Annotated in this window: 26 protein-coding genes; 13 read left to right on the top strand and 13 right to left on the bottom strand. The window is 44.1% G+C overall.

Translation table 11 applies throughout. From position 1 onward, the window contains the following. Positions 1-3: 3 nt before the first annotated feature. Together moaA and BM176_RS06205 are read right to left on the bottom strand one after the other, a co-directional pair. The gene (gene moaA, locus BM176_RS06210) at positions 4-975 is read right to left on the bottom strand and encodes a GTP 3',8-cyclase MoaA (protein ID WP_090100645.1); all 972 of its coding nucleotides are present in this window, start codon (positions 973-975) and stop codon (positions 4-6) included. Further along, the gene (locus BM176_RS06205) at positions 975-1,337 is read right to left on the bottom strand and encodes a DUF7009 family protein (RefSeq protein WP_090100643.1); all 363 of its coding nucleotides are present in this window, start codon (positions 1,335-1,337) and stop codon (positions 975-977) included. Before BM176_RS06205 ends, moaA begins: the two co-directional genes overlap by 1 nt. Before the next feature lie 68 nt (positions 1,338-1,405). On the opposite strand from BM176_RS06205, the gene BM176_RS06200 reads away from it, so the two are divergent. Both BM176_RS06200 and BM176_RS06195 read left to right on the top strand, forming a co-directional pair. Further along, entirely contained in the window at positions 1,406-1,636 is a 231-nt protein-coding gene (locus tag BM176_RS06200; RefSeq protein WP_090100641.1) for a MoaD/ThiS family protein, read from the top strand. Between the two features lie 85 nt (positions 1,637-1,721). Next, on the top strand, positions 1,722-2,138 hold the full coding sequence (locus tag BM176_RS06195; RefSeq protein ID WP_090100639.1) for a molybdopterin synthase catalytic subunit: 417 nt from the start codon (positions 1,722-1,724) through the stop codon (positions 2,136-2,138). On the opposite strand, the gene BM176_RS06190 is transcribed toward BM176_RS06195, so the two are convergent. Both BM176_RS06190 and moaC read right to left on the bottom strand, forming a co-directional pair. Beyond that, positions 2,135-2,704, bottom strand: a complete 570-nt coding sequence (locus tag BM176_RS06190; RefSeq protein WP_090100637.1) for a molybdenum cofactor guanylyltransferase — start codon at positions 2,702-2,704, stop codon at positions 2,135-2,137. The two genes, BM176_RS06195 and BM176_RS06190, sit on opposite strands and share 4 nt — an antisense overlap. Positions 2,705-2,880: 176 nt before the next feature. After that, the gene (gene moaC, locus BM176_RS06185; protein ID WP_090100636.1) at positions 2,881-3,363 is read right to left on the bottom strand and encodes a cyclic pyranopterin monophosphate synthase MoaC; all 483 of its coding nucleotides are present in this window, start codon (positions 3,361-3,363) and stop codon (positions 2,881-2,883) included. A gap of 36 nt (positions 3,364-3,399) precedes the next feature. Between moaC and BM176_RS06180 the strand changes: the two genes are divergently transcribed. The 3 genes from BM176_RS06180 (at position 3,400) to BM176_RS06170 (ending at position 7,344) form a co-directional block, all read left to right on the top strand. Further along, on the top strand, positions 3,400-4,605 hold the full coding sequence (locus tag BM176_RS06180) for a molybdopterin molybdotransferase MoeA (protein WP_218162153.1): 1,206 nt from the start codon (positions 3,400-3,402) through the stop codon (positions 4,603-4,605). Positions 4,606-4,683: 78 nt separating this feature from the next. After that, a complete protein-coding gene (locus BM176_RS06175; RefSeq protein ID WP_255373449.1) occupies positions 4,684-6,129 on the top strand; it encodes a DUF1800 domain-containing protein in 1,446 nt (481 codons plus the stop codon). A gap of 12 nt (positions 6,130-6,141) precedes the next feature. After that, positions 6,142-7,344 (top strand): DUF1501 domain-containing protein, encoded by a 1,203-nt coding sequence (locus BM176_RS06170; RefSeq protein ID WP_090100634.1) that lies wholly within the window; start codon positions 6,142-6,144, stop codon positions 7,342-7,344. On the opposite strand, the gene BM176_RS06165 is transcribed toward BM176_RS06170, so the two are convergent. From BM176_RS06165 to BM176_RS06155, 3 genes are all read right to left on the bottom strand, one after another. After that, the gene (locus BM176_RS06165) at positions 7,341-7,838 is read right to left on the bottom strand and encodes a hypothetical protein (RefSeq protein ID WP_090100632.1); all 498 of its coding nucleotides are present in this window, start codon (positions 7,836-7,838) and stop codon (positions 7,341-7,343) included. The genes BM176_RS06170 and BM176_RS06165 overlap by 4 nt on opposite strands. Positions 7,839-8,001: 163 nt before the next feature. Further along, positions 8,002-10,095 carry an OPT family oligopeptide transporter gene (locus tag BM176_RS06160; protein WP_090101693.1) on the bottom strand — a complete coding sequence of 698 codons (2,094 nt, stop codon included), beginning with the start codon at positions 10,093-10,095 and terminating at the stop codon, positions 8,002-8,004. 134 nt (positions 10,096-10,229) lie between these two features. Beyond that, positions 10,230-11,930: a peptide MFS transporter gene (locus BM176_RS06155; RefSeq protein WP_090100630.1), complete on the bottom strand. Its 1,701-nt coding sequence runs from the start codon at positions 11,928-11,930 to the stop codon at positions 10,230-10,232. A gap of 218 nt (positions 11,931-12,148) precedes the next feature. Between BM176_RS06155 and purD the strand changes: the two genes are divergently transcribed. The 8 genes from purD to BM176_RS06115 all read left to right on the top strand — a co-directional run bounded on the left by purD (position 12,149) and on the right by BM176_RS06115 (position 20,621). Continuing rightward, positions 12,149-13,426, top strand: a complete 1,278-nt coding sequence (gene purD, locus BM176_RS06150; protein ID WP_090100628.1) for a phosphoribosylamine--glycine ligase — start codon at positions 12,149-12,151, stop codon at positions 13,424-13,426. A 254-nt stretch (positions 13,427-13,680) separates the two neighbouring features. Next, positions 13,681-14,703 carry a rod shape-determining protein gene (locus tag BM176_RS06145; RefSeq protein WP_089780779.1) on the top strand — a complete coding sequence of 341 codons (1,023 nt, stop codon included), beginning with the start codon at positions 13,681-13,683 and terminating at the stop codon, positions 14,701-14,703. A gap of 66 nt (positions 14,704-14,769) precedes the next feature. Beyond that, entirely contained in the window at positions 14,770-15,657 is an 888-nt protein-coding gene (gene mreC / locus BM176_RS06140) for a rod shape-determining protein MreC (RefSeq protein WP_177230313.1), read from the top strand. Then, a complete protein-coding gene (locus tag BM176_RS06135; RefSeq protein ID WP_090100624.1) occupies positions 15,654-16,163 on the top strand; it encodes a hypothetical protein in 510 nt (169 codons plus the stop codon). Before mreC ends, BM176_RS06135 begins: the two co-directional genes overlap by 4 nt. A gap of 94 nt (positions 16,164-16,257) precedes the next feature. Then, positions 16,258-18,213 (top strand): penicillin-binding protein 2, encoded by a 1,956-nt coding sequence (gene mrdA / locus BM176_RS06130; protein ID WP_090100622.1) that lies wholly within the window; start codon positions 16,258-16,260, stop codon positions 18,211-18,213. Positions 18,214-18,216: 3 nt separating this feature from the next. Then, positions 18,217-19,509, top strand: coding sequence for a rod shape-determining protein RodA (rodA, locus tag BM176_RS06125; protein ID WP_255373448.1), 1,293 nt, complete (start codon positions 18,217-18,219; stop codon positions 19,507-19,509). Positions 19,510-19,526: 17 nt separating this feature from the next. Further along, on the top strand, positions 19,527-20,273 hold the full coding sequence (locus tag BM176_RS06120; RefSeq protein ID WP_255373447.1) for an MBL fold metallo-hydrolase: 747 nt from the start codon (positions 19,527-19,529) through the stop codon (positions 20,271-20,273). 3 nt (positions 20,274-20,276) lie between these two features. Then, positions 20,277-20,621: a nuclear transport factor 2 family protein gene (locus BM176_RS06115; RefSeq protein ID WP_090100620.1), complete on the top strand. Its 345-nt coding sequence runs from the start codon at positions 20,277-20,279 to the stop codon at positions 20,619-20,621. Positions 20,622-20,626: 5 nt separating this feature from the next. On the opposite strand, the gene BM176_RS06110 is transcribed toward BM176_RS06115, so the two are convergent. From BM176_RS06110 to rfbA, 6 genes are all read right to left on the bottom strand, one after another. Beyond that, complete coding sequence (locus BM176_RS06110; protein ID WP_090100618.1) at positions 20,627-21,115, bottom strand: hypothetical protein; 489 nt, start codon at positions 21,113-21,115, stop codon at positions 20,627-20,629. 1 nt (position 21,116) lies between these two features. Next, entirely contained in the window at positions 21,117-22,130 is a 1,014-nt protein-coding gene (locus tag BM176_RS06105) for a hypothetical protein (RefSeq protein ID WP_090100616.1), read from the bottom strand. A gap of 104 nt (positions 22,131-22,234) precedes the next feature. Next, complete coding sequence (locus BM176_RS06100) at positions 22,235-22,786, bottom strand: RNA polymerase sigma factor (protein ID WP_090101685.1); 552 nt, start codon at positions 22,784-22,786, stop codon at positions 22,235-22,237. Between the two features lie 77 nt (positions 22,787-22,863). After that, the gene (locus BM176_RS06095) at positions 22,864-23,829 is read right to left on the bottom strand and encodes a transketolase family protein (RefSeq protein ID WP_090100615.1); all 966 of its coding nucleotides are present in this window, start codon (positions 23,827-23,829) and stop codon (positions 22,864-22,866) included. 59 nt (positions 23,830-23,888) lie between these two features. After that, entirely contained in the window at positions 23,889-24,917 is a 1,029-nt protein-coding gene (gene galE / locus BM176_RS06090) for a UDP-glucose 4-epimerase GalE (protein ID WP_090100613.1), read from the bottom strand. A 199-nt stretch (positions 24,918-25,116) separates the two neighbouring features. Then, positions 25,117-25,986 (bottom strand): glucose-1-phosphate thymidylyltransferase RfbA, encoded by an 870-nt coding sequence (gene rfbA, locus BM176_RS06085; RefSeq protein ID WP_090100611.1) that lies wholly within the window; start codon positions 25,984-25,986, stop codon positions 25,117-25,119. Positions 25,987-26,125: the final 139 nt, after the last annotated feature.

Below are 26,125 nucleotides of genomic sequence, written 5' to 3'. Positions count from 1 at the left end.
CATTTACCCTCCTATCATAGACATGCTGTCCCATTGCTTACTTCCCTTTTCAGCTTCAACCCCATTGGCAGCGCGTTTATTCAGGGCTGCCTGAATCTCATGCATTAGCAGGTCACTACTGGCTCCGTTTCGCAGCAGATCTCTCACATTGAGTACATCGTGCCCGTACAGGCAGGTTTTAAACCCACCGGTAGGAGTAATCCGGATCCGGTTGCAGGTGCCACAAAAGGTGCGGCTATAGGCAGCAATAACGCCAACGCGTCCCTGGTGACCGGGAATATGATAGTTCAGAGATGTAGAGTGCGGTGCGTCTTCCAGTTTCTGTAGCTCATAATGCTGGTTCAGCGTATCCAGGATTTTCCGGTAGTTCCATTGTTGGCCCGAAAAGGCGTGCCCCTGTCCGTTAAAAGGCATTTCTTCAATGAATCTTACAGTTACCCGTTTGTGGGCTGTAAGTGCAGCAAAATCAAGCAGTTCGTCTGTATTCACGCCTCCCATAACCACCATGTTCAATTTTACATGCATGTCCTGTTCCAGCAGGTTATCCAGCGTATGCATTACGGCATTGAACTGGTCACGGTGGGTGATTTGTTTGAACTTATCACGTTGAAGTGTATCCAGGCTCAGGTTAATATTGTTGATACCCAATGCTTTGAGCTGAGGAATGAAAGGGGCCGTCAGTACTCCATTGGTTGTAATGGCTATTTCATGAATGCCTTCCGATTGAGAAAGCTGGGTGAGCAGGTGCATAAGATCCCTGCGAAGAAAGGGTTCTCCGCCCGTAATGCGGATTTTGTTGACACCGGCAGCTGCCAGCGGGCGCATTATTGCCAGTATTTCTTCATAGGTAAGTAGTTCCTTACGTTGAAGAAATTGCATATTTTCCGGCATGCAATATGTGCACCGCAAATTACAGCGGTCTGTAACTGCGAGTCTTACATAATTTATAATGCGGTTATGTGAATCCCTGAGCATTAACAGCTTTTTGTCGGATTGTCAAATGCCATACTCTCATCCTCGTCCCGTTCGGTAAGGCATTTAAAGTCCTTTTCTACCAGGATTTGCAGTACAGAACCGTCTGAGTTGGGCAATTCCAGAGAGAAGCCCACCTCTTCTGTTTCTACCCAGTTTTTTACCTGTTCGGCAGGGAGAGAAAGGTGTACGCCTGATTGCTCCAGCTTGATAGCCGGGCCGCTGTTCTTAGACTTGATACAGAAATGAAGAGTTCCTGCGCCTATGGTTGTAGTTTCTTCCACTTTCTGCTGTTCACGGAGCAGTTGTATGTCTTGCTTGTCGAGCCGGTAACGGATGCTGTTGCCTCTTATCCTTATCTTCATCTTGCGGTAATTTCTACTTAAAATTACTACATTATCGTAGCTTTAACTATAATTTTCATTATCAGGATATGCGTGTATTGTTATTTGGCATTGCCAAAGATATTGCCGGGGCGCCATTTATTATGGCAGAGGGGATTACAACCGTTGCAGAACTTAAGGTATGGTTATACAAACAATACCCTGCACTGCAAAAGTTACGCTCATTGATGATTGCCGTGAATAAAGTGTATGCTGCTGATGTGGATGTATTAAAACCGGAAGACGAAATAGCAATAATTCCGCCCGTAAGTGGAGGATAGGTGGAGAGGAGATAAAGTCATCCTTCGTTCATCCTTCGTCTTTTAACGAAGGATGACTTTATCTCCTCTGTATTAATTTTATAATATGAATACACTCTTACAAATAAATAACAGTATTACCGTACAACAGGCGCTTGACTTTGTTCAAACCCCTGAATGTGGCGGTGTGGCCGTATTTGTAGGAAATGTACGGAATGTAACACAGCAAAAAAAGGTGACTAAGCTCCTCTTTGAATGTTATGAGCCGATGGCATTACTTGAAATGGAAAAGATAGCACAGCATACTATCGATAAAATGGGTATAAAAAAGATAGCCATTCTCCATATTGTGGGCGAAAAGCTACCGGGAGATACTGTTGTGGTAATTGCTGCTGCATCTGCTCATCGTGCGGCGGCCTTTGCGGCCTGCGAATATGCAATTGATACATTAAAGGAAACAGTACCTATCTGGAAGAAAGAATATTTTGAAGATGGGGCGGTTTGGGTAGCTGCTCATCCTTAAAGAATCTGATCTTTTGCTTCCTGCATCTCTTCCGGAGTATTGGCATTGAACTGCTCCGCTGCATATGGATTTTCCAGTAAATGAATATTCCCCTGCATTAATGCTTTACGCGGACAATTTTTCCCTGATTCAAAACTCTGTTTTAATAGTTGTAATCCTGTTGGTTCCCATATCGCAATCAGTGGTTCAGGGAAATTGTTAAACGGACTGATAAAAGCGGTCGCATCCTTTTCGGGTTGACGGGCATCTACCAGAACGCGCAGACTTTGCAGGCTGATGAGTGGAAGATCACATGCCAGCACCAGCCAGGCACTATCCGGAAAAGCAGCATGTGCACTGAGCAATCCTACGGCTGGCCCGCCACCTGGAATACTGTCAGTAATCACCGGAATATGATCTGTAAATGCCGGCTGCTGATCTGCCCGGCAGGAGAGATACACTTCAGGTATTAAAGACTGTAACAGCGTATACAGATATTGCCATTGCGGCATTCCGTGATATGCAATGTTGCTTTTATCCTGCTGCATGCGGGTGCTGTGGCCACCGCAAAGAATCAATCCTTTCATCTGTATTTATTTATCAGACCGTATATTTTACCAACCGGACATGCAAGGGTCTTTTGTTTTACTTTTTATCATCAGTAAAAGATACCAACCGGATGATTTCTATTGCTTCTGTAAAGGTCCTTATTTTACTTACTATTCATCAGTAATTTCATCAACCTGATCATCTGTTAACCATTCTAAAAATCTCTCTTCCCACCAGTTTTACTGATCAGTTGTGTTTGCCTGATTACCATCTCATGTGTAAAGGCCTTACACATATCATACACTGTTAGTGCAGCTATACTGGCTCCGGTGAGTGCTTCCATTTCTACTCCGGTTTTTCCGGTGGTCTTCACCATACAGCGAATCACAGCTTCTTCTCCTTCCATATAGATATCCACCTGACAGCCATTTAGTAGTAAGGTATGACACAGCGGAATCAGGTCCGGAGTTTTCTTGGCGGCCATAATTCCGGCCAGGATCGCCGTTTGAAAAACAGCCCCCTTGGCGGTATGGATATCAGTTCCACTGAATTGCTGCCTTACGATCTCCGGTAAAAAAATCCTGCTTTCTGCAACAGCCACACGATTGGAGTCTGTCTTACCACTTACATCTACCATTGTTGGCTGATCTGCGGCATTCAAATGTGAAAATCCCTGTTGACTTGAATCATTGACCATAATAGGATAAATTTACAAAGTATCAAATTCAAAACAATGCTATTAGATGTTATTGCTGCATTTGCTGCTGTAATGGATACGGTCCGTGATTTCGGTATGGAACAGATTCCGTTTACTGCTGCAACAGGAAGGGTGTTGCGTGAGCCGGTGCTGGCAGACCGCGACTTTCCGCCATATGACCGCGTAACAATGGACGGCATTGCGCTGGACTATGAAACGTATTCCAAAGGACAAACCGTTTTTGGGGTAGAAGATTTGCAGGCTGCCGGCATGCCCCGCATGCAATTATCTAATACTGCCAATTGTATGGAAGTAATGACGGGGGCCATTTTACCGGAAATGACAGATACCGTGATCCCCTATGAACACCTGGAAGCAGAGGAACATGAAGGTTTTAAACGCTTCACCATTAAAATGGGTGTTGAAAAAGGACAAAATATTCACCGTCAGGGGGCAGATGCTGCCGCCGGACAACTACTAATACCGGCAGGTACGTTGCTGTCGCCGGCAGAGATTGGCGTACTGGCTTCTGTGGGCAAAACACTGGTAAGTGTAAGCCGGTTGCCCAAAGTAGCAATCATTGCCACCGGCGATGAATTAGTGCCAGTGCAGAGTTCACCGGGGCTGCATCAGATACGTATCTCCAACTCTTACAGTCTGGCTGCGGCCTTGCAGGAACTGGGGATTGCCGCTACCTGCCATCATGTAACTGATAATGAAACTGCTATCCGTGATTTATTCCGTTCCCTGATGGATGCAGATGTGTGGATCTGCACGGGTGCCGTATCTGCCGGGAAATTTGATTACCTGCCGCAGGTGCTGGAAGCGATAGGAATGACCCAGGTGTTTCATAAAATACAGCAACGCCCCGGTAAACCATTCCTGTTCGGACATTTTGAAACAGGGCCAGTCGTATTTGCACTACCAGGAAATCCTGTGTCCGGCTTTATGTGCTGTTACCGCTATATTCTGCCCTGGCTGAGAGCCAGCCTGCAGTATCAGGCACCTCCCATGCCTTATGCTGTGCTGGGAACTGACATCAACTTTAAATTTCCGTTAACATACTTCCTGCCGGTAAAACTGCATCCGGTTGCCGGTGGACAATTCATTGCATTGCCACCACCTTATCATGGCTCGGGCGATCTGGCAGCACTGCTGCAGGCAGATGGTTTTTTAGAATTACCACCAGATAAAGATCTGTTTGAAAAAGGAAGTAGTTATCCTGTTTGGAAATTCCGGTAGGAATTGCGGAACACTATTTGCCAATATTGAACATTAAACTTTAGATAGTCATATCCGTCAAATTTTAAACCCATTTGAATGATAACATCCATCCCTGGAAAGTTACAGATGCAGCATCTGGCCTGGAGGGCCGGCTTTGGTGAAAATCATCTTGTTATCGAAGATTGGGCCCGTAAACGGCGAAAACAAATCGTCGATAATGTGATGATTGGTAATGAAAAAGAGAAGAGCGAACCACTGATAGTAACCGATGAATCAGATCTTCCTGATACTCCCAAAAAAGAGATGACACTGGAGGAAAAGAAAATGGAGAGGAAGATGCAGATGCAGGGCATCAAAGAGCTGAACATTGCATGGATCAATGTTATGATAAATACTGAGCATCCGCTACGGGAAAAAATGGCGTTGTTCTGGCATGGACATTTCGCTGCACGTACTACACGTGCGTTATTCAGTCAGCAGTTACTGGAAGTAATCCGCACTCATGCACTCGGTAATTTCGGAGATCTGTTGACGGAGGTTTCGAAATCACCGGCTATGCTGGAATATCTTAATAATAAGCAGAACCGTAAAGCTCATCCCAATGAAAACTTTGCGCGTGAGGTAATGGAACTATTTACACTGGGCCGAGGAAATTATACAGAAACAGATGTAAAAGAATCTGCACGGGCCTTTACCGGCTGGGGATATGACGTTGACGGGAATTTTCAGTTCCGCGAAAAGGAGCATGATAGAGGGGAAAAAACAGTGCTGGGAAAAACGGGTGATTTTAATGGAGATGATGTACTGAAAATATTACTGGAACATAAACAAACGGCGAAGTTCATCACCACAAAGATTTATAAATTCTTTGTAGATGATGTAGTGGATGAAGAAAAAGTAAATGCACTGGCAGATAAGTTTTATGCTTCCGGGTACAACATCAAATCACTGATGCAAAATATCTTCATGGCCGATTGGTTTTATGATAAACGTTACATAGGAGGACATATCAAATCGCCCATTGAATTAATTGTTGGATTACGCAGAACAATACCTGTAAAATTTGAGAAAGAAGAAGTGATGTTGTCGTTCCAGCAGATTCTGGGACAGGTACTTTTTTATCCGCCAAATGTAGCCGGATGGCCCGGAGGGCGCAACTGGATAGACAGTTCCAGCCTGATGTACCGGATGCAGTTGCCGCAAATGATCCTGTATGATAAAGAGTCTGTTATTATGCCCAAGGAGATCACTCCTGAAATGGGAATGACACAGTATAAAGCTGCGATGCAGGTGAATGAGGCACTAAAAAAACAATATGCTAAAAAAATCAGTGCAGAGATCAACTGGCAGCCATATCTTAAAGAATACGATAAGGTAAAACGGGAAAATCTGGCGGATTCTATTACGGATACTTTACTGCTGACGAACATGCGGGTTAATAAACAATTGCTGGATCGTTATGCAGATAGTTCATCCCGTGAAAGCTATATAAAGACTGTCACCATTGCCATCATGAGTACGCCTGAATACCAGATGTGCTAAAAAATTCTGATCATGTTAATCATCAACAGACGTCGTTTTTTACAAGTAGGATCATTGGCTTCAGCTTCTGTATTTATGCCTAAATTTCTGAAGGCACTGGAAAGAGACAAGATGGTTCCTCCTGGTAATAAAGTGCTGGTAGTAATCCAGCTTTCCGGGGGCAACGATGGGTTAAATACTGTGATCCCTTACAGGAATGATATCTATTTCCGCTCAAGGCCAGCAATAGGAATACAGCGGGATAAGGCATTAATGCTGACGGATGAAACGGGTTTGCATCCTGCACTAACAGGAATAAAATCTTTGTACGATAATGGAGCGGTGGGCATTTTACAGAATGTAGGATATCCGAATCCTGATCGTTCACATTTCCGCTCTATGGATATCTGGCAAACGGGGAGTGCATCTTCTGAAGCCTGGAGTAATGGCTGGATAGGCCGTTACCTGGATGCTCAATGTAAAGGTTGTGATAAACCGGTTCAGGCAGTTGAGATTGATGATACACTTAGCCTGGCGCTGAAAGGAGAGCTGGAAAAAGGACTGGCTTTCAAAGATCCTAACCGGCTGGGTGGTAATGACCGTTTTATGAATGAGCTTTTACAACAGCATCCTGCCGGAGATGAGGATACACATCACAATGTTGACTATCTCTATAAAACAATGGGTTCAACGCTTTCTTCTGCCTCTTATCTCAAAGAACAGTTTAAGATGTATAAAACAAAGGAGGAGTATCCTAATACAGCATTAGGCAGCAGTATGCGTACGATTGCGCGTTTGATCATGTCTGATATCAGTACAAAAGTGTATTATGTTTCTCATGGCACGTTTGATACGCATGTAAATCAACTGGCAAGTCAGAATAACCTGTTGAAACAGCTGGATGATGCGGTTACCTCATTTACCAAAGATCTGCAAAGCAATAACCGTTTTCAGGATGTGGCAGTAATGACCTTTTCCGAGTTTGGCCGCAGGGTAGAGCAGAATGCCAGCAACGGTACAGATCATGGTACTGCAAATAATATGTTTTTTATAGGAGGAGGACTGAAAGAAAAAGGACTACTGAATGATGGTCCTGATCTGGAACAATTGCAGGATGGCGATCTGCAATACAAAGTAGATTTTAAAAGTGTATATGCTACGATGTTGAATAAATGGCTTGGAGCAGATGATAAAGCTATTCTTAAACATGATTATCCGCTCCTTACATTTGTTTAGTTTCTCTTCACCACAGCTCTTATAAAACCATTTGTAACCTGCCTGTTTGAAAGAACACCGGTAGTATCGACAAGTGAACCAACGAAGTAACATTCTATTGTGCTATCCTGTACATCGCCGATGTCGAAAGTAAGAGAACCGTTGGTATTATCTGCCAGCAGCGTAGAATTACTCTCGGTGTATGAAATAGCCATTCCATTGCCGCGTTGGGTGGAAGGATAACTACCTGTTCTCAATGAATCAGTTTCTGAAATAAGTGTAAACGTAATGGTTTCATTATGGTTGCCCGTACCTGTGATTTTCAGAGAGGGATAGTCGTTATCCGGATCGGTGTCTGTAAGATTGGCCGCTGTTAAGATAGCTGTAGGGTTTTCTGATAAGACCACCAGGCTATCAAGTTGAAAAGATACAAACTTCCTTGAGGGGTCTGCTTCTTTACTACAAGAACTGGCAAAACACACTAATACGATGGCAAAAACAAAACACTGGCGCATGGGTTTTATCTTTTAAACGCAATTATAAGTGGTTAATTGCAATAATCCTTCAAAAAAGTAACTGATTATCAGATATATAGTAAAAAAATAAGCTGTATTAAAAGTAAAAAAGAAACGGCTGCACTTTTTGATACAGCCGTTTCTTTTATGTTAAGCAGGTATTTTATGCTGCCGTTTGCGGCTTTCTTGCAATTTTGTATAGTACATATCCCATAAATGCAAAGAAGGCAGCCCCTAATATATAGTAGGATCCTTCTCCGATGGCATGACTGATTCCGTTTTCCATATTCAGGGCATTCAGCAATCCGGGCAGATTAATTGTTAATCCGATTCCGGGAATAGTAAAGGGATCTACTCCTGCCATAATCGCAATGATAACACCTGCTACCGCTCCTCCTGCCACAAGGCCGGTTGCAAACAGGTTTCCTTTACCCAATTCTTCATCTTCTGCAGGGAGGTCCTTATTTTCTTTTTTGCGTTTATTATCTACAATACCACGGATAGCACCACCAATAAAGATAGGCAGGGTAGTAGATAATGGGAGGTAAGCACCTACGGCAAAAGACAATGATTTGATGCCGCACAGTTCCATAGTAATAGCAATGAATACACCTACCAGCACAAACTGCCAGTCGAGATTATAAGACAGGATTCCTTTAGCCAATGTGGCCATCAGTGTACCCTGTGGAGCCGGGAAGTAGGTACTACCAATAGCATGGTCTGTAACACCGTTGGCAATCATTGCTGCTGTAGGCTTGTCCAGGAACTTTATGGTTAATCCTATTACGATAGAAGAAACAATAGCACCAATGAACAGTGATAATTGCTGGTACATAGGGGTTGCTCCCACAATGTAACCAGACTTCAGATCCTGTGAGGTACCACCTGCATTTGCAGCGGCAATACAGATCATACCGCCTACTACCAGAGCCATAGGCTCATATACTTTACCACTCCAGCCTACGGCAATAAACACAAGGCAGGTACCCATCAGGGTAGCGATAGTCATACCGGAAATAGGATTGTTGGAAGACCCGATCAATCCTACAATACGACTGGACACTGTTACGAAGAAAGCACCGAAAATAACTACCAGTAATCCTACCAGCAGTTTTTTGCCAACAGAATCTCCCGGTAATTGCGGAAGGAATGCCATCAGCAGGATCAGTGCAAGACTACCAAACAGTACTATTTTTATGTTCAGATCTCTTTCTGTACGGGGAACTACTCCTGCTACTTCACCCTCAGCAAGTTCTTCTTTTTTCAGGGAGCCTATGCTACCCTTGAAAGATGAAACAATGGTAGGAATGGTTTTGATCAGGGTAATGAATCCGCCCGCAGCTACAGCACCCGCACCTATCTGGCGTACATAGGCAAAATAGATAGCAGCTGAATAATCTTTAAAAGTATGTGTAATAGGATCCCAGGCACCTTTACCACCAGGGGTGGCCAGAGTAGCCAGGTAACCCAGTTTTACAAGTTGAGTGGCAATAGCATCTGCCGGTACCAGAGTAGCCAGTAACGGAATCAACACCAGCCATGACATTACACCACCGGCAACCAGCACACCCGCAATGCGGGGGCCTATAATGTATCCCACACCCATATATTCAGGTGTGATTTCTCCACTTATTTTAGCAGAAGGAAAATATCTGTTGGTTTGTTTTGTTAGAAATACCGGTACCTCAGAAATGACGTGCAGCACCTTTTGCATAATAGCATAAGCAAAAGCAAACCCCAGTCCGTAGAAGGCTGTCTTAGCAAAATCACCCCCTTTTTCACCAGCAATCAATACATCTCCGCAGGCGGTACCTTCCGGGTAAGGCAGTGTTTTATGTTCTTTTACGATCAGTGCCTTGCGCAAGGGGATCATCATCAGCGTACCCAGGATGCCTCCAAAAATAGCCAGGATCAGGATAGTGATGTAATTGAAATATTGATCACCACCGCCGTCTGTCAGGAACAGGAAGCCGGGTAAGGTGAATACCACCCCTGCGGCGATAGACTCTCCGGCAGAACCGGTTGTCTGTATAATATTGTTTTCGAGGATGGTTGTCTTAAAGAATTTCCGGCCAAGCGTAATGGCGATTACGGCTATTGGGATAGAAGCGGAAACGGTTAAACCCGCTTTCAGCGCCAGGTATACCGTGGCAGCGCCGAAAATAATACCGAAAACACAGCCCAGTAGAATGGACTTGAGCGTAAATTCTTTCATTTTCACATCTGGTGAAACGAAAGGCTTGAAATGATCTGCCATAAGAAGTTTTGATGGGTCGATTTTGTTGATTGAGAAAGCAATATAAGCGAAAAAATGGTTTTTTGGCTCTAAGCTAAAACGGAGAAAACAGGGATTCCCCATTTTCTCCGTTTCAATAATATCTTATAATTATTCTAGTAAGAGCCTGTTTTTTCTCTCACCACTTTGGCTATCCACTTACTGATAATAAGCATCACAGTACCCGCAATACCGGCACAAATCACCAATATAAGGAAGTACGATTTTTTATCGATGAAGCTATCCCAGAAGGTAGCCATCATTCCGGCCACTTTACCAGCAATGGCATTTACCAGGTACCAGCCACCCATCATGAGTGCTGTTACACGGGGAGGAGACAGTTTGGAAACCATGGATAACCCGATAGGGCTTACCAGGATCTCACCAACGGTGAATACAGCATAGGTACCAAACAACCAGGCCATGGAACTCTTATCTACGTATACACTTGTCATAGCCGCTGCCATTACCATCAGCAGGGAGGAAAATCCTGCCAGGAAAATGCCCATTGCAATTTTGACCGGTGTAGTAGGTTCTTTGCCTCTTTTCGCCATCCAGCCAAACAAGCCTATTACAAGCAGGGAGAAGGCAACAATAAAGAAAGGATTGATTGATTGGAATATTTCTGTAGAAATCAGTTTCATTTTGCCAGTGGCAGGCCATTGTTCTTTAGGGAGGTTCTGGAAGTAAGGATCAGGTCCCTGTACAGTGATTGTATTTCCGCTGGCATCAGTTATAGCCCGGAAATGGTCATCTATCTTTGTAACAGCATGAGGTTCGAGTGTAACGGTTTGCAACATCCCAAGGGGTTTGGCTGCGTTTTCCACTGCCGGAGACATTGAGCGGTCGGTGTACTGATCTGCCCAGATGGTGAGCCCGGTACTGTTCTGGTTATAGATTACCCAGAAGATGATAGCTACTACAAAGAAGGCCAGCAGGGCACCTAGTCCGCGTTTATCTTCTTTGGCTGCTGTAGTATATATGCGAATGTAGAAAATGATGATGGGTACACAGGCAAACATGAAGGCATCGATGGAGCGGGTGCCGAAAATAGAATGCCCGGTCATGCTGGTCATGAAATAACCAATAGTAGCAGCTATTGCAGCAGGTAAAAAGACGAGGGATAAAATCCTGCTCATAGGCATATCCTCTTTTTGTGCGGGTTTTCTGATATCTCCATCTGCAATCACTTTCAGTTTGGAGGAGAATATGATGAGCCCGACTACCATACCAACACCTGCCGCTGCAAAAGCATGACCCCATCCATAATGATTACGGAGATAGGCAGCCACAAAGTTGCAAATGAAAGCACCGATATTAACACCCATGTAGAAAATGCTGTAAGCCACATCTTTCTTAGGTCTCAGATCTTCCCTGTTGTAGAGGTTGCCAAGAATGGTACCGATGTTCGGTTTGAAGAAACCATTACCAACGATGATGAGGCCAAGGGAAATATACATGGCAGTATCTCCCGGGAATGCCAGTCCGAAATAGCCGGCAGCCAGTAAAGTACCTCCCAGGATAACGGCCCTGCGGTAACCCAGGTAGCGGTCGGCCATCATTCCACCTATAAAGGGGGATAAATAAACCAATGCAATGTAAGAACCCACCAGGTCGCTTGCATGGGCGGTATCAAATCCTTTGCCACCGTTAGCGGTAGGATCGATCAGGTAGAGGAAAAAGATACCTATCATCAGGTAATACCCGAAACGTTCCCACATTTCAGTAAAGAAGAGTACGTAAAGCCCTGGGTGATGTTGCCCTTTCTTGGGGATGTTTGGTGCAGTCACAGGCTGTTCTACAGCTGTTTGGATCATAAAAGGTTAGTTTTGATGTTTGATTACAGGTGTTAGTTAGTTGTTAGTTAGTCGTCCTTTGCCAGTTGCTCAGTGTGGCAAGATAAATAAATTCAGCTTTTTATGAAGTAAAATGGTGATTTTGGTTATTTTTTGGCCTTTCTTTGCAAAAAAATTGGAAGAGCGGGGAAGATAGCGTGTATATTTTGGCTTTGAAGGCAGAAAAGAGAATTACTCATATGAAGATATTACTATTAGGAAGTGGTGGCCGGGAACATGCCCTGGCGTGGAAAATGGCACAAAGCCCGTTGTGTGAACAATTGTTCATTGCACCTGGTAATGCCGGAACTGCGCAATATGGACAGAACCTGGATATAGCTGTCAGCGACTTTGAAAAGATTAAAGCCTTTTGTACAGACAACGCCATCAACCTGGTAGTACCTGGTTCCGAAGAGCCGCTTGTAAAAGGAATTTACGATTACTTTCAGCAGGATGCCGCTTTGCAGCACATCCCTGTAATGGGCCCATCTGCATTGGGTGCACAGCTGGAAGGAAGTAAAGCTTTTGCTAAGCAGTTCATGCTGCGTCACAATATTCCCACTGCAGCTTACAGAGAATTCAGCGAAGAAAACTACGAAGAAGGTGTATCTTACCTGCGCCAACATTCTTTGCCTATTGTATTAAAGGCAGACGGACTTGCAGCAGGCAAGGGAGTAGTGATCCTGGACAATCATGAAGAAGCAGTGGATGAGTTCACGCAAATGATCAAGGCCGCCAAGTTTGGAGATGCCAGCAAGAAAGTAGTAGTAGAGCAGTTTCTGACAGGTATTGAGTTGTCTGTGTTTGTTCTGACAGATGGGCATAGCTACCAGTTACTGCCTACAGCCAAGGATTATAAGCGGATCGGAGAAGGTGATACCGGCCTCAATACCGGTGGTATGGGCGCTGTTTCTCCTGTACCTTTTGCAGGAAAGGCATTTATGGAGCTGGTGGATGAACGTATTATCCGCCCCACGATTGCCGGACTGGAAAAGGAAAAGATAGCCTATAACGGTTTCGTATTTTTTGGTTTGATCAGTGTAGATGGAGAACCTTTTGTGATTGAATACAACTGTCGCATGGGAGATCCTGAAACAGAAGTGATCATGCCACGCCTGCAGAACGACTTGCTGGAGCTGTTTAATGCTGTAGCGGAAGGTAAGCTGGCAGGGCAAACCATTTACGAAGACGAGCGTGTGGCAACTACGGTAATGCTGGTGGCCGGGGGATATCCGGAAGAATACGAGAAAGGAAAAGTGATCACCAATATACCAGCACCGGCACGCGATCAGATCGTGTTCCAGGCAGGTACAAAAGCCACAGGCGGGGAAATCCTTACCAATGGCGGACGGGTACTCACTATTACATCTCTCGCATCCGACCTGGGTATTGCATTGACACATAGTAAGTTAACGGCAGAAAAGATTAATTTTGAAGGGAAGTATTACAGAAGGGACATCGGTTTTGAGTTCGTATAAAACTCATAACTCATTAGTTTAGAGCATTACACAATTTTAACAAAGTATTTTCGTTTAAGCGTTTTCGAGAGTCATTCTGTGCCGGCTGATACATTGTCATTATCTGTTACAACTTACTAACCGGCTCAACAGATACAATAAATAAGATTTTTTAATATTTAGTTGTATAATTGATAAAACAAACAATTTTATCATCGTATATTCGTTGGAATTATTCATTTTTGCACTCATAATATATTTGACCATATTAAGCAATGGGGTTCTTTAATTTTTTAACACAGGAAATAGCGATTGACTTAGGTACAGCTAACACGCTGATTATACATAACGATCAGGTGGTGGTTGATGAACCTTCTATTGTAGCTATAGAGCGCGCAAGCGGTAAGATTGTGGCAGTTGGTAAGAAGGCCATGATGATGCATGAGAAGACACATGAGTACCTGCGCACTATCCGCCCATTGAAAGATGGTGTGATAGCTGACTTCAATGCAGCGGAAGGCATGCTTCGCGAGATGATCAAACTGGTGTACCCCAAAAAGCCCTTATTCTCACCCAGCTGGCGCATGGTTATTTGCATACCATCCAGCATTACAGAAGTAGAAAAACGCGCCGTACGCGACTCTGCCGAACAGGCAGGCGCCAAGGAGGTGTTCCTTATACATGAACCAATGGCTGCGGCCCTTGGTATTGGCATTGACGTGGAAGAACCGGTGGGTAACATGATTATCGACATTGGAGGTGGTACCACTGGTATCTCCGTAATAGCCCTTGCCGGTATTGTGTGCGATCAGAGTATCCGTATCGCGGGCGACGAGTTCACCGCAGATATTATGGAAGCCCTGCGCCGTTATCATAGCTTGCTGATAGGTGAAAGGACAGCTGAACAGATCAAAATACAGATCGGTTCCGCATTGAAAGAACTGGATAATCCACCGGATGATGTACCTGTAAATGGTCGTGACCTGGTAACCGGTATTCCTAAGCAGATCATGGTATCTTACCAGGAAGTTGCAGAGGCCCTGGATAAATCCATCTTCAAAATTGAAGAAGCTATTCTGAAAGCACTGGAAACTACACCGCCAGAACTGGCAGCCGATATTTACCGCAGAGGATTATACCTCACCGGTGGTGGCGCCCTGTTACGTGGCCTGGATAAGAGGCTCACCCAGAAAATCAAATTACCTGTGCATGTAGCAGACGATCCGTTACGCGCAGTAGTTAGAGGTACTGGTATCGCACTGAAACACGTTGGTAAGTATCCGTTCCTAATGCAATAATATCAGGAATCATGCAAGGGAAATTCAAACATTTGCCTTGCATGTTTCTATTTGAAAATATATCCTGTGCGTAATCTCATCATTTTCTTAAGGCGCTATTTCAATTTTTTTATGTTTCTGCTGCTGGAAGTGATTTGTATTGTGCTGGTATTCCGGAACAACGACTTTCAGAAAACAGCCTACCTCAATTCCGCAAATAACATCAGCGCCAGGTTATACAACCGTTACAACAATGTGCAGTACTATTTTCATCTGAAGGCTACAAACGACAGCCTTGTAAATGAAAATGCCCGCCTGCATAACATGCTGCGCAGCAGCTACGACAGCGTTACCCTGGATAATTTTGTTAAAGAAGATACCATCCGTACCTACAGCACAGACACTACACGTAAAGTAGTAGGTATTGAATTGCGCCGTTATCTGTATCATTCCGCCAAGGTGGTAAACAACACGGTTAATAATCCTATCAACTATATCACTATCCACCGCGGAAGCGCAAATGGTCTTAAGCCTAACATGGGCGTTATAGGACCCAGCGGCGTGGTTGGTATTGTACGTAGTGTAAGCGAAAACTATGCAGTAGTACTCTCCCTGCTTTCTAAAGGACGCAACTTCGGTTTCAGCGCCCGCCTGAGCCACAGCAGGGAAATGGGAACTGTTCGCTGGTATGGTGGAGATGCCGGGTATGCCCTTATGGAAGATGTTCCTAAAAGTGTAAGACTGGTAAGAGGCGATACCGTAGTAACCAGTGGTTACTCTGCCCTGTTCCCGGAAAACATCCCCATCGGCTATGTTGAATCTTACTCCCTGCCCGATAAAGGGAGTACCGCTTATAGTATAAGAATAAAACTGGCTACCAATTTTTTTAACCTCCAGTATGTATATGTAGTAGATAACATGCTGAAGGACGAACAAAAATCATTAGAGGATTCAACCTACAGGCTGATCAAATGAGTATACTGTTAAGAAATATCATTCGCTTTGTGCTCTTGCTGTTGTTGCAGGTATTTGTACTGAACCAGGTACTGCTGCATCAACTCGTGAGCCTTAACCTCTACATGCTGTTTGTTCTTTTATTACCCTTCAATCTGCCTCGTCCTGCATTGATGTTGCTGGCACTGCTAATGGGACTTAGTATGGATATGTTCATGAACACAATGGGAGTACATGCCGCTGCCTGCGTATTCATTGCTTATCTCCGCCCCTTCATCATCAATATCTTATCCCCCCAGGGAGGCTTTGAAACTACACAGAAAACACCGTCTATGACCAGCATGGGCGTTTCGCAGTTCCTGACATTCGCTGCTATACTGGTATTCCTCCATAACCTGGTCTTCTTTTCTCTGGAAGTATTCGGGTTTGGAAATTTCTTCTACCTGTTGTTAAAGATCATTTGTTCTACCGCCGCCAGCATTTTCCTGATCGTGCTGTATGAACTGCTGTTCTTTTCAAAGAAGTAATGTACATAAGACGGTGTAAGGATGTATTTTTAGAATGAGAAAGAGGTCCGTATATTAAAAAGCAACAGGTCGCAAAGGCCGCATTATTCAATAAATGTCTGTTTATAATCAGCCCAGAAAAAGAGTAATACAGTTTATTATATTAGGGATGACAATGTTGATCGTTGTCAGGTTATTCTTTTTGCAGGTAGTAGAAAAAAAGTACTCCAAACTGGCGGATGCCAATGCCGTACTCCGTAAAGTTGTATACCCGAGCAGGGGAATCATTTTCGATAGAAAAGGCCGTAGTATCCTGAGTAACGATGCCATGTACGACCTGGTGGTAACGCCCATCAGTGCAAGAAATATTGACACCAACTACCTGTGTCAGATCCTACAGATAGATAAAGAGGAATTTAAAAGACGGATAGCAACAGCTATTATTAAAAATGGTAGCCGCCGCGTATCAGTATTTGCTTCCCTGCTACCGCCGGATATGTTTGGCCGCCTGCAGGAAAGTATGTACCTGTTTCAGCCGGGGTTTGACCTGGTACAAAGGCAGATCCGCTCTTATCCTTTCTCCGCCGCCGCAAATATTCTTGGATATATAGGAGAGGTTTCTCCACAGATGTTACTAAGGCCTGCTTACAGTGCCTATAATCAGGGCGATTACCTGGGTATGACGGGATTGGAAAGAACTTACGAAGGTGTGCTGATGGGAACACGTGGTATCCAATACCTGGTAAAAGATAACCTGAACCGCCCGCAGGGCTCCTACGAAAAAGGGGAATTCGATACCGCTGCTATTGCCGGTAAAAATCTTCGCTTATCGCTGGATATAGACCTGCAGGTATTGGGCGAACACCTGATGCGTAATAAGATTGGCAGTATTGTAGCCATCGATCCGCAAACAGGTGGGCTGCTTACCATGGTGAGCGCTCCTGTTTACGATCCCAACCTGCTTACCGGTTCTTACAGAACACGTAATTTCAGCAGACTTTTTACCGATACAACAAAACCACTGTTCAACCGTGCAATACAGGCGGGTTATCCACCTGGATCTTCCATGAAGCCTTTGACAGCGCTGGTTGCACTGGATGAAGGGGTAATTACTCCCAGTTTCGGATTTCCATGTCACGGGGCATATGTGAACTGTGGCCGGGCAATTGCCTGTACACATAGTAGTCCTGGTCATGCTGCAAATCTCCGTCTGGCGATTGCCAATTCCTGTAACGCTTATTTTGTGCATCTGTACCGTCTGGAAGTAGATGCGCCAAAATGGGGAGGCGTAAAGAAAGGACATCAGAAGTGGTATGATTATATGACCTCCTTCGGTCTCGGACACCGGCTGGGAATAGATATCCCGGGAGAATCCGGTGGTAAGGCCATCGATACGATAGGAATGAATAAATTGTACAGAGGACAATGGAATTCCTGCTCTGAGCTGTATGTGGGAATGGGACAGGGACAAGTAGTGGCTACTCCGCTGCAGATGGCAAATGCTATGTGTATCATTGCAAACCGGGGCTCTTATTACCTGCCGCATTTTGTACACAGCATTGATAATGAGGAATCAGACATTCTGAAAAAATATAAAGAGAAACACACCGTGGCACACGTGGCAGATACTTCCTACAGATCCGTAATATTTGGTATGCAGGACGTGGTGGAATCTGGTACCGGTAGGGTGGCACAGATAGAAGGTGTGATAGTGTGTGGTAAAACTGGTACTGCAGAAAACAATGCTGTAGTAGATGGTAAACTGGTAAAACTGAAGAACCACTCTGTTTTCGTGGCCTTTGCTCCAAGGGATAATCCAAAGATCGCGATTGCGGTGATTGTGGAGAATGCCGGTTTTGGTGCTACTTATGCAGCGCCTATCGCCAGTTTGATCATGGAGAAATACCTGCACGATACCATCTCTGTGAAACGGAAGCCAATGATGAAAACATTGCTGGAATACAATACACTGGATCCTATAGTACGTGAGAAATCCAAGCTGGACTCACTGAATGGAGCAACAGCTAAAATGACATCGGATCAAATACTTAAACTTTATTTTCGCGACTAACCCATGATAAACCGTCGGCAGCAAATAAAACTTACAGAAGGTATTGACTGGCCTATTATGGGCCTGTACTTCGGCCTTGTTTTCGTGGGCCTGTTATCGATCTTTGCTGCTGAATACAGGGAAGGCGATGGAATATGGAATGATATCATCCATCTGAATAAAAACTATGCCCGTCAGCTGATGTGGTTAGGAATTTCAGGAGTACTGGCTACCATCATCTGGCTCACAGACAGTAAATTCTTTACTGCAACGGCCAACCTGCTATATGCAGGGGGTATCGTGCTACTGTTGGTAGTAATCGGGATAGGAAAGGATGTAAAGGGTTCTCATTCCTGGCTGGTGATAGGTGGCTTCCAGTTTCAACCGGCAGAGCTGACAAAACTATGTACCAACCTGGCGCTGGCCAAATACCTGTCGTCACTGGAAACGGATTTTACCAAAATGCGGTCCAGATTGATAGCCGCAGCTCTGGCACTGGTGCCCTGTGTAATCATCATTTTGCAGGATGAAACAGGACTTGCCCTGGTATACTTCTCGTTTTTCCTGGTAATGTACCGTGAAGGGTTGCCGGGTATATTACTGATCATTGCTTTTTCCGGGATTGTACTGGTACTATCGGCGTTGCTGGTAGATAAGAACATCCTGTTCATCATATTTTCAGTTATCACCGCGTTGGTTATTTATTTCAGCCGTCGTGAAATAAAACGCCACCGTTCCAGGCTGGCGCTCATACTGGGTATCTGGGCCTTCTGTTCGGTATTCGTGATGTTCATTGTACCTATGGCATTTACAAAGGTGCTGAAAGATTACCAGGTACGCCGTATTGAGGTGATGCTGGGTAAGGAAAACGATCCGAAAGCTACTTATAATACACGGCAAAGTATGATCGCCATTGGCTCTGGCGGCTTCTTTGGAAAAGGATATCTGAAAGGGACACAAACACGTTATGACTTTGTACCTGAGCAAAGTACGGACTTCATTTTCTGTACAGTGGGCGAAGACTTCGGATTTCTGGGTACACTGATCTTTGTAGGATTGTATGTAGCATTACTCTTACGGATCATTTTTGTAGCGGAACGACAGCGTTCTACATTCAGCCGCGTATATGCCTATGGGGTAGCCAGTATAATATTCTTTCACATGGCCATCAACATCTCCATGACCATCGGTCTGGCGCCCGTAATCGGGATTCCGCTGCCATTGGTCAGTTATGGAGGATCTTCTTTGATGACCTTTACCATGCTTATTTTTATAATGCTCAGGCTGGATGCCGACAGGCAAATGGTTTTGAGATAGTTGGTTATCTTTGCGCTATGGCACGTATTATTCCGTTATCAGAAGGGAGTTTCACCGTAGACGCAACCAAGCAGTTTGTACCATACAACCCTGCTACAGATACTATGCAGCAACGTCCTGGGGGCTCGCTGCTGGTAGAGATCCAACCATTTTTAGTTATTACTGCACACGATTTTATCCTCTTTGATACCGGTCTGGGTTTACGTAATCCGGATGGTGTATTACAGATCCATCAGCATCTCATAGATAATGGTGTGAACCCTATGGAGATTACCAAAGTGTTGATGAGCCATCTGCATAAAGATCACTCCGGAGGTGTATCTGCATTGGACCCTGTCAGCGGTCAGCGGGCACTTACTTTTCCACAGGCTACTTATTATGTGAACCGTCACGAAATGGAATATGCAATGGAGAATGATGGTAAATCATATCATGCAGCAGATATTGCTATTCTTCAGCAGATGGATAATGTGATTTTTACAGAGGGAGATGGTACTATAGATGATTACATCAGCTATGAAGTAACAGGAGGCCATTGTCCTTATCACCAGGTTTTCCTGATTGATGATGAAGGGGATAAGGTATTCTTTGGTGGAGATGAGGCACCGCAGGTCTCTTATATGATCAGACGGTTTGCGGCCAAATATGATTATGATGGCAAACGCAGTATGGAGTTACGTCAGCAGTTTATGCAACGTGGTACCCGCGAAAACTGGACATTCCTCTATTATCACGATACAAAACTTCCTTTCGGTAAATTCTAAGTAATGAGTGAGTTAGCACAACATTGGTTACATGCCTGGAATACGCATAACCTGGATGCAATTATGGAACATTACAGCGAAGATGTTGTATTCTATTCCCCCTTTATACAGAAGCTTAATAATGATCCCAGCGGATGCATACACGGAGTTACTGCATTGAGAGCCTATTTTCAGAAGGCGCTTATAGCATATCCTGATCTGCAGTTTGAACCCTATCATATAATGGAAGGTGTAAACTCTTTAGTGCTTTATTATAAAAGCGTGGGCAACCGGCTGGCGGCTGAAATGATGTTATTAAATGCAGCAGGAAAAGTGGCGGAAGTCAGGGCACATTACAAGAACTTATAAACAAATTATTGCCTGAATCTTCTGGCACCGGGACCACCTACATTACGGTTTTGTCTTTCTTTCAGGGAGCGTACCAATGTGCTGCGGAACTCTCTTTCGGTTCTGAATACAGAACTTGCTTTTGTAGTTGGCAATACTTTCTGAAACTCTTTATCGTAGTGGGTTTTAATATCGAGCATACGCCGTTCGTAGCCCAGTTCATTATCTCCTGCCTCAATTTTATTTTGTGGATCTGCCTTTTTTGCGCTGATATTTCGGCGCTGACGTTCTGCAATCAGCAATTCCACTTCTTTCGTGTATTGATTATACAATGGCCAGAATTTCTGTGCTTCGTCTGGAGTAAGATCCAGTTTCTGAGACAGATAGGCCACTTGTAAGGCCCGGATCTTGTCTATTACATCTGCATCACCACCTTGTTGGGCATGCCCTGAGGGAGAGCCAATACCTAACAGTGTGACTAAAAAGAGTAACCTAAATGTGTAAAAATGTTTCATTTCAATTTTCAGTTGGACTTTCTTTTAAGAAACCTGAATTATCCAGGTATCGTTGGATAGCATCTGAAGACATCTCGCTGGTTTCAGGCAGCGGAACTGTTCCTGAATTAATGTTGAGAGATGCAAGACTTAACAGTTCTTCTTTGTCAAAAGCATCCATATGGGCTTGCAGGTATTCTACTATTGCCTGATCACTCACATCTGCCAGGTTGTTATCCACCACAGGTGCAGTGGTGTGTTGACTGTTTTGTACAAAAAATAAAGTGCCGGCACTTATCAATGCTATCAGGCATGCAGCCACTGCCCATTTCAGGTAAGTTCTGCGGGCGCGCATCGGCACTACTTTCGCTGGTTCGGAAACCGTTGTTTGAATTTCTGCTTCTTCCTGTACGTTTATCTTTTGCATGATCTGCGCAGACAACTGTTCAAAGTAACCGGCAGGTGCTGATAACGAAGGTGTTTTATTTATATCGGCCAGCAGGGGAGAAATGGCTTCCAGTTCTTCCTGTACGTTTATCTTTTGCATGATCTGCGCAGACAATTGTTCAAAGTAACCGGCAGGTGCTGATAACGAAGGTGTTTTATTTATATCGGCCAGCAGGGGAGAAATGGCTTCCAGTTCTTCCTGTACGTTTATCTTTTGCATGATCTGCGCAGACAACTGTTCAAAGTAACCGGCAGGTGCTGATAACGAAGGTGTTTTATTTATATCGGCCAGCAGGGGAGAAATGGTTTCCAGTTCTTCCTGTACGGCTATCTTTTGTATGATCTGTGTTGGTAACTGCTCGAAATAACCAGACGGAACTGATAAAGGGAGCGTTTTTGATCCTTCTGCCAGCAGGGGAGAAATGGTTTCCAGTTCTTCCTGCACAGCGATCTTCTGCATGATTTGTGCCGGCAGCTGTTCAAAGTAACCGGCAGGTACATCACCCATAGCAGGAGTAAGTCCTGGCCATATAGCTTCAGGTACTATATCCTTCAATTCGTTCGCAATATCGTTGTCTCTGGATCTCATCTTGCTATTTTAGACCTTAAAAGCAGGCAATGGTTTAAATAGGTCTGGCTTTCATCTTCAAAAAGGTAGTTTTCATCCTATAAAAATGCTAAGATGTCGCATTTTTAGCCATTTTTGATAAATTCTTCAATCTTTTTTACGGCATGATGATAAGAAGCTTTCAGGGCACCCTCGGAGGTTGATAATACACGGCTCATTTCTTCATAGGGCATCTCATCGTAATAACGCAGGTTGAATACAATCCTTTGCTTTTCCGGCAGGCTGATGATGGCTCGTTGTAGTTTCCACTCTAACTTATTTGCATCAAACTGGCTATCGGCTTTTAAGGTATTGCTCAGCCCAGTTTCCACATCAGAAAGGGAGACAGATGTGTTCTTTTTTTGTTTTTCAAGAAATGTGAGGCATTCATTGGTGGCTATTTTATACAACCACGTGTATAATTGTGCATCTTCCCGAAACCCTTCCAGGTTTTTCCAAACCTTTACAAACACATTCTGGAGCACATCATTGGCGTCATCATGATCTAATACCAGCCGGCGAACGTGCCAGTAGAGTCTTTCCTGGTATTTCTGGATGATATATGTGAATCCTCTTTCCCTGGTAGAAGGTTCACGGTATAATGCCAATAATGTTTTATCATCCTGAGTAATGCTCATAGAAAGGTTAAATGGTTTCAATAAAAAAACCATCTATTAGGATGGCTTTTTTATTATAAAGTTTAATATGGATTGTATTATTTAGCCTTTTTGCGTGCAATTGCTTTTTCAGCAGCTGTTACGATATGATCTGCATCCAGACCGTATTTTTTGAGCAGTTCAAAAGGATTCCCACTTTCACCGAAGGTATCGTTGGTACCAATATATTCGATAGGAATAGGATTGTTACGCGCTGCTACCTGAGCAATGCTGTCTCCTAAACCACCCAGTACATTGTGTTCTTCTGCTGTTACTGCACAACCTGTTTTAGTGATAGATGCCAATACAGCAGCTTCATCCAGCGGTTTAATAGTATGGATGTTGATGATTTCAACGCTATAACCTCTTTCTTCCAGTATTTTACCTGCCTGTACAGCGATCCATACCAGGTGACCACATGCAAAGAGTGTAATATCAGTACCCTCATGCAGGATCTGAGCTTTACCGATCTCGAATTTCTGGTTTTCTGGTGTGAAGTTTGGCCATTTTGGACGACCAAAACGCAGGTACACAGGACCTTCGTAATCGGCAATAGCCATAGTTGCTGCTTTGGTCTGATTAAAATCGCAGGGAACGATCACTGTCATGCCCGGCAGCATTTTCATCATACCAATGTCTTCCAGGATCTGGTGAGTAGCACCATCTTCGCCCAGTGTTAAACCAGCATGTGAAGCACAGATCTTCACATTTTTGTTGGAATAGGCCACTGACTGGCGTATCTGATCGTACACACGACCGGTAGAAAAGTTTGCAAACGTAGTTGTGTAAGGAATTTTTCCTCCAATGGTCATACCGGCAGCAATACTGATCATATTTGCTTCACCGATACCACACTGTACAAAGCGGTCAGGGAATTCCTTGATAAAGGCGTTCAGCTTCATAGAGCCCAGCAGGTCAGCTGTTAACGCTACCACATTGGGATTTTTACGTCCTATTTCCAGGATGCCTTCTCCGAATCCTGCGCGGGTTTCCTTCTCATTGAAAGGTTGAATATCTTTTACCATAGCCTTTTAATAACAATTGAATCGTAAAAGTAATAATTAATGTGAGAATCTCCGATACATCAATTATTTAATACCCTGTCACGTAATGCAACTTCCCACTGCCAGGCGGTGCGCATCATATCTTCTATGCCCGTTTTAGGTTCCCAGCCCAATACTTCTCTGGCCTTGGTATTATTGGCATAGATAGCGATCACATCTCCCGGGCGGCGGGGACCAAGATCATAGTTCAGCTTTACGCCGGAGATCTTTTCGAAAGCCTTGATGGATTCCAGCACGGTTACACCTTTGCCGGTACCCAGGTTGAAGATCTCACAGTTTTCTGTGTTCCGCTGGTCTATGAGGTATTGCAAGGCTTTGGTGTGTGCATTGGCGATATCCATTACATAGATATAATCGCGGATGCAGGAGCCATCGCGGGTATCATAATCATGTCCGTAAACAGTGAGCTTAGGAATCTTTCCTATAGCAGTTTGCGTGATTACTGGAACAAGGTTGTCCGGACGGCCCAGGGGCAGTTCTCCAATCAGCGCAGAAGGGTGTGCACCTACCGGATTAAAATAACGCAGTAAGATGGATTGCGTATCATTTACACGGCTGTAATCTTCAATGATCTGCTCGCCCATTTGTTTGGTACGTGCATAAGGAGACTGTGCCTCTCCCAGCGGAGTTTCTTCTACTACCGGGAGCTCTGTTGTATTACCATATACTGAGCAGGAAGAAGAAAATACCATATTAGGGATATTGAACTCCTTCACGCATTTTAAAACATTTACCAGGGAAGTGAGGTTGTTCTGGAAATAGAATAATGGGTCCGATACTGATTCGGGAACAGTTTTTAATGCTGCAAAATGAATTACACCTACAATATCCCGGTTTTCATGAAATACAGCATGGGTATCTTCCAGGTTGCAAAGGTCTACCTTATAGTTACGGATTTTTTTGCCTGTTATCTTTTCAACGCCTTCCAGCAGTAACGTGCTGCTGCGGATGTTACTGTCTACAGATACCACATCAAATCCATTATTGATAAGATCTACTATAGTATGAGAGCCGATAAATCCACAACCGCCGGTAACGAGAACCTTCATAAGTCTATAATTTAAAAAAGTTTTAAGATTACAAATTACGGATAACCGATTATTAATCAAGAATTAAATCTCTTAATTATCATTCTTCTGTAAACATGATAACTCCTGATGGTATTGACCATGTTTGCCATAAGTATATGATTGGTGGTTATTGTCAACAGTATACATTACCCGATCCGGCTGTTATATCGAAAAGAACTTAACTTTTCTGTTCCAGCACTGTTTCCAGGTATTGACCATAACCGCTTTTCAGCAGAGGTTTGGCCAGTTCTTTCAACTGATCACGGGTTATAAAGCCCTGACGGTATGCAATTTCTTCTATACAGGCAATCTTGATACCCTGGCGCTGTTCAATCACCTGTACAAACTGTGATGCCTGCATCAGTGAATCAAAAGTACCGGTGTCCAGCCAGGCCGTACCACGGGGCAGGATCGATACTTTCAGTTTACCACGTTTCAGGTATTCCCTGTTCACATCAGTGATCTCATATTCTCCGCGTGGACTGGGCTGCAGATCGGCTGCTATATTAATAACTTCATTATCATAAAAATACAGACCGGGAACAGCATAGCTGCTTTTCGGTTGTGTTGGTTTCTCTTCTATCGAAACAGCCTGCATCTGTTTGTCAAATTCAACAACACCATACCTTTCAGGGTCAGACACCTGGTAAGCATATACGATCCCGCCATCCGGGTTGATATTATTAGCCAGCTGGGTACCGAGACCTGCACCATAAAATATATTATCACCCAGTACCAGTGCTACACTATCATCACCAATAAAATCACGGCCAATAACAAATGCCTGTGCCAGTCCGTTTGGTACTGCCTGTTCCGCATAGTTCAGGTTGAGCCCGTATTGTTTACCATCGCCAAACAGCCTTTTAAAGGCAGGCAGGTCGTGTGGAGTAGAAATGATCAGAATATCTTTGATACCCGCCAGCATTAATGTGGACAGCGGATAATAGATCATCGGTTTATCATACACAGGCATAATCTGCTTGCTGATAGCATAAGTAATTGGGTGCAAACGTGTTCCGGAACCTCCGGCCAATATAATACCTTTCATGGTAGATAATTGAATATGATAGAATCTGGTTCTTCAAAAAGCCGTACAAAAATAGGCGGCTCTTTGATAAAAAGTGAAAAAATTATCGGAATAAAGGAAAATCACATTTGGCGGCTCCTATTACGCAAAAAAAGGCTCC

The sequence above is a fragment of the Chitinophaga sp. CF118 genome, assembly GCF_900112615.1.
Taxonomy (GTDB): domain Bacteria; phylum Bacteroidota; class Bacteroidia; order Chitinophagales; family Chitinophagaceae; genus Chitinophaga.
The sequence above is the reverse complement of the archived record's forward strand: the minus strand, read 5'-3'. Positions and strand labels throughout refer to the sequence as shown.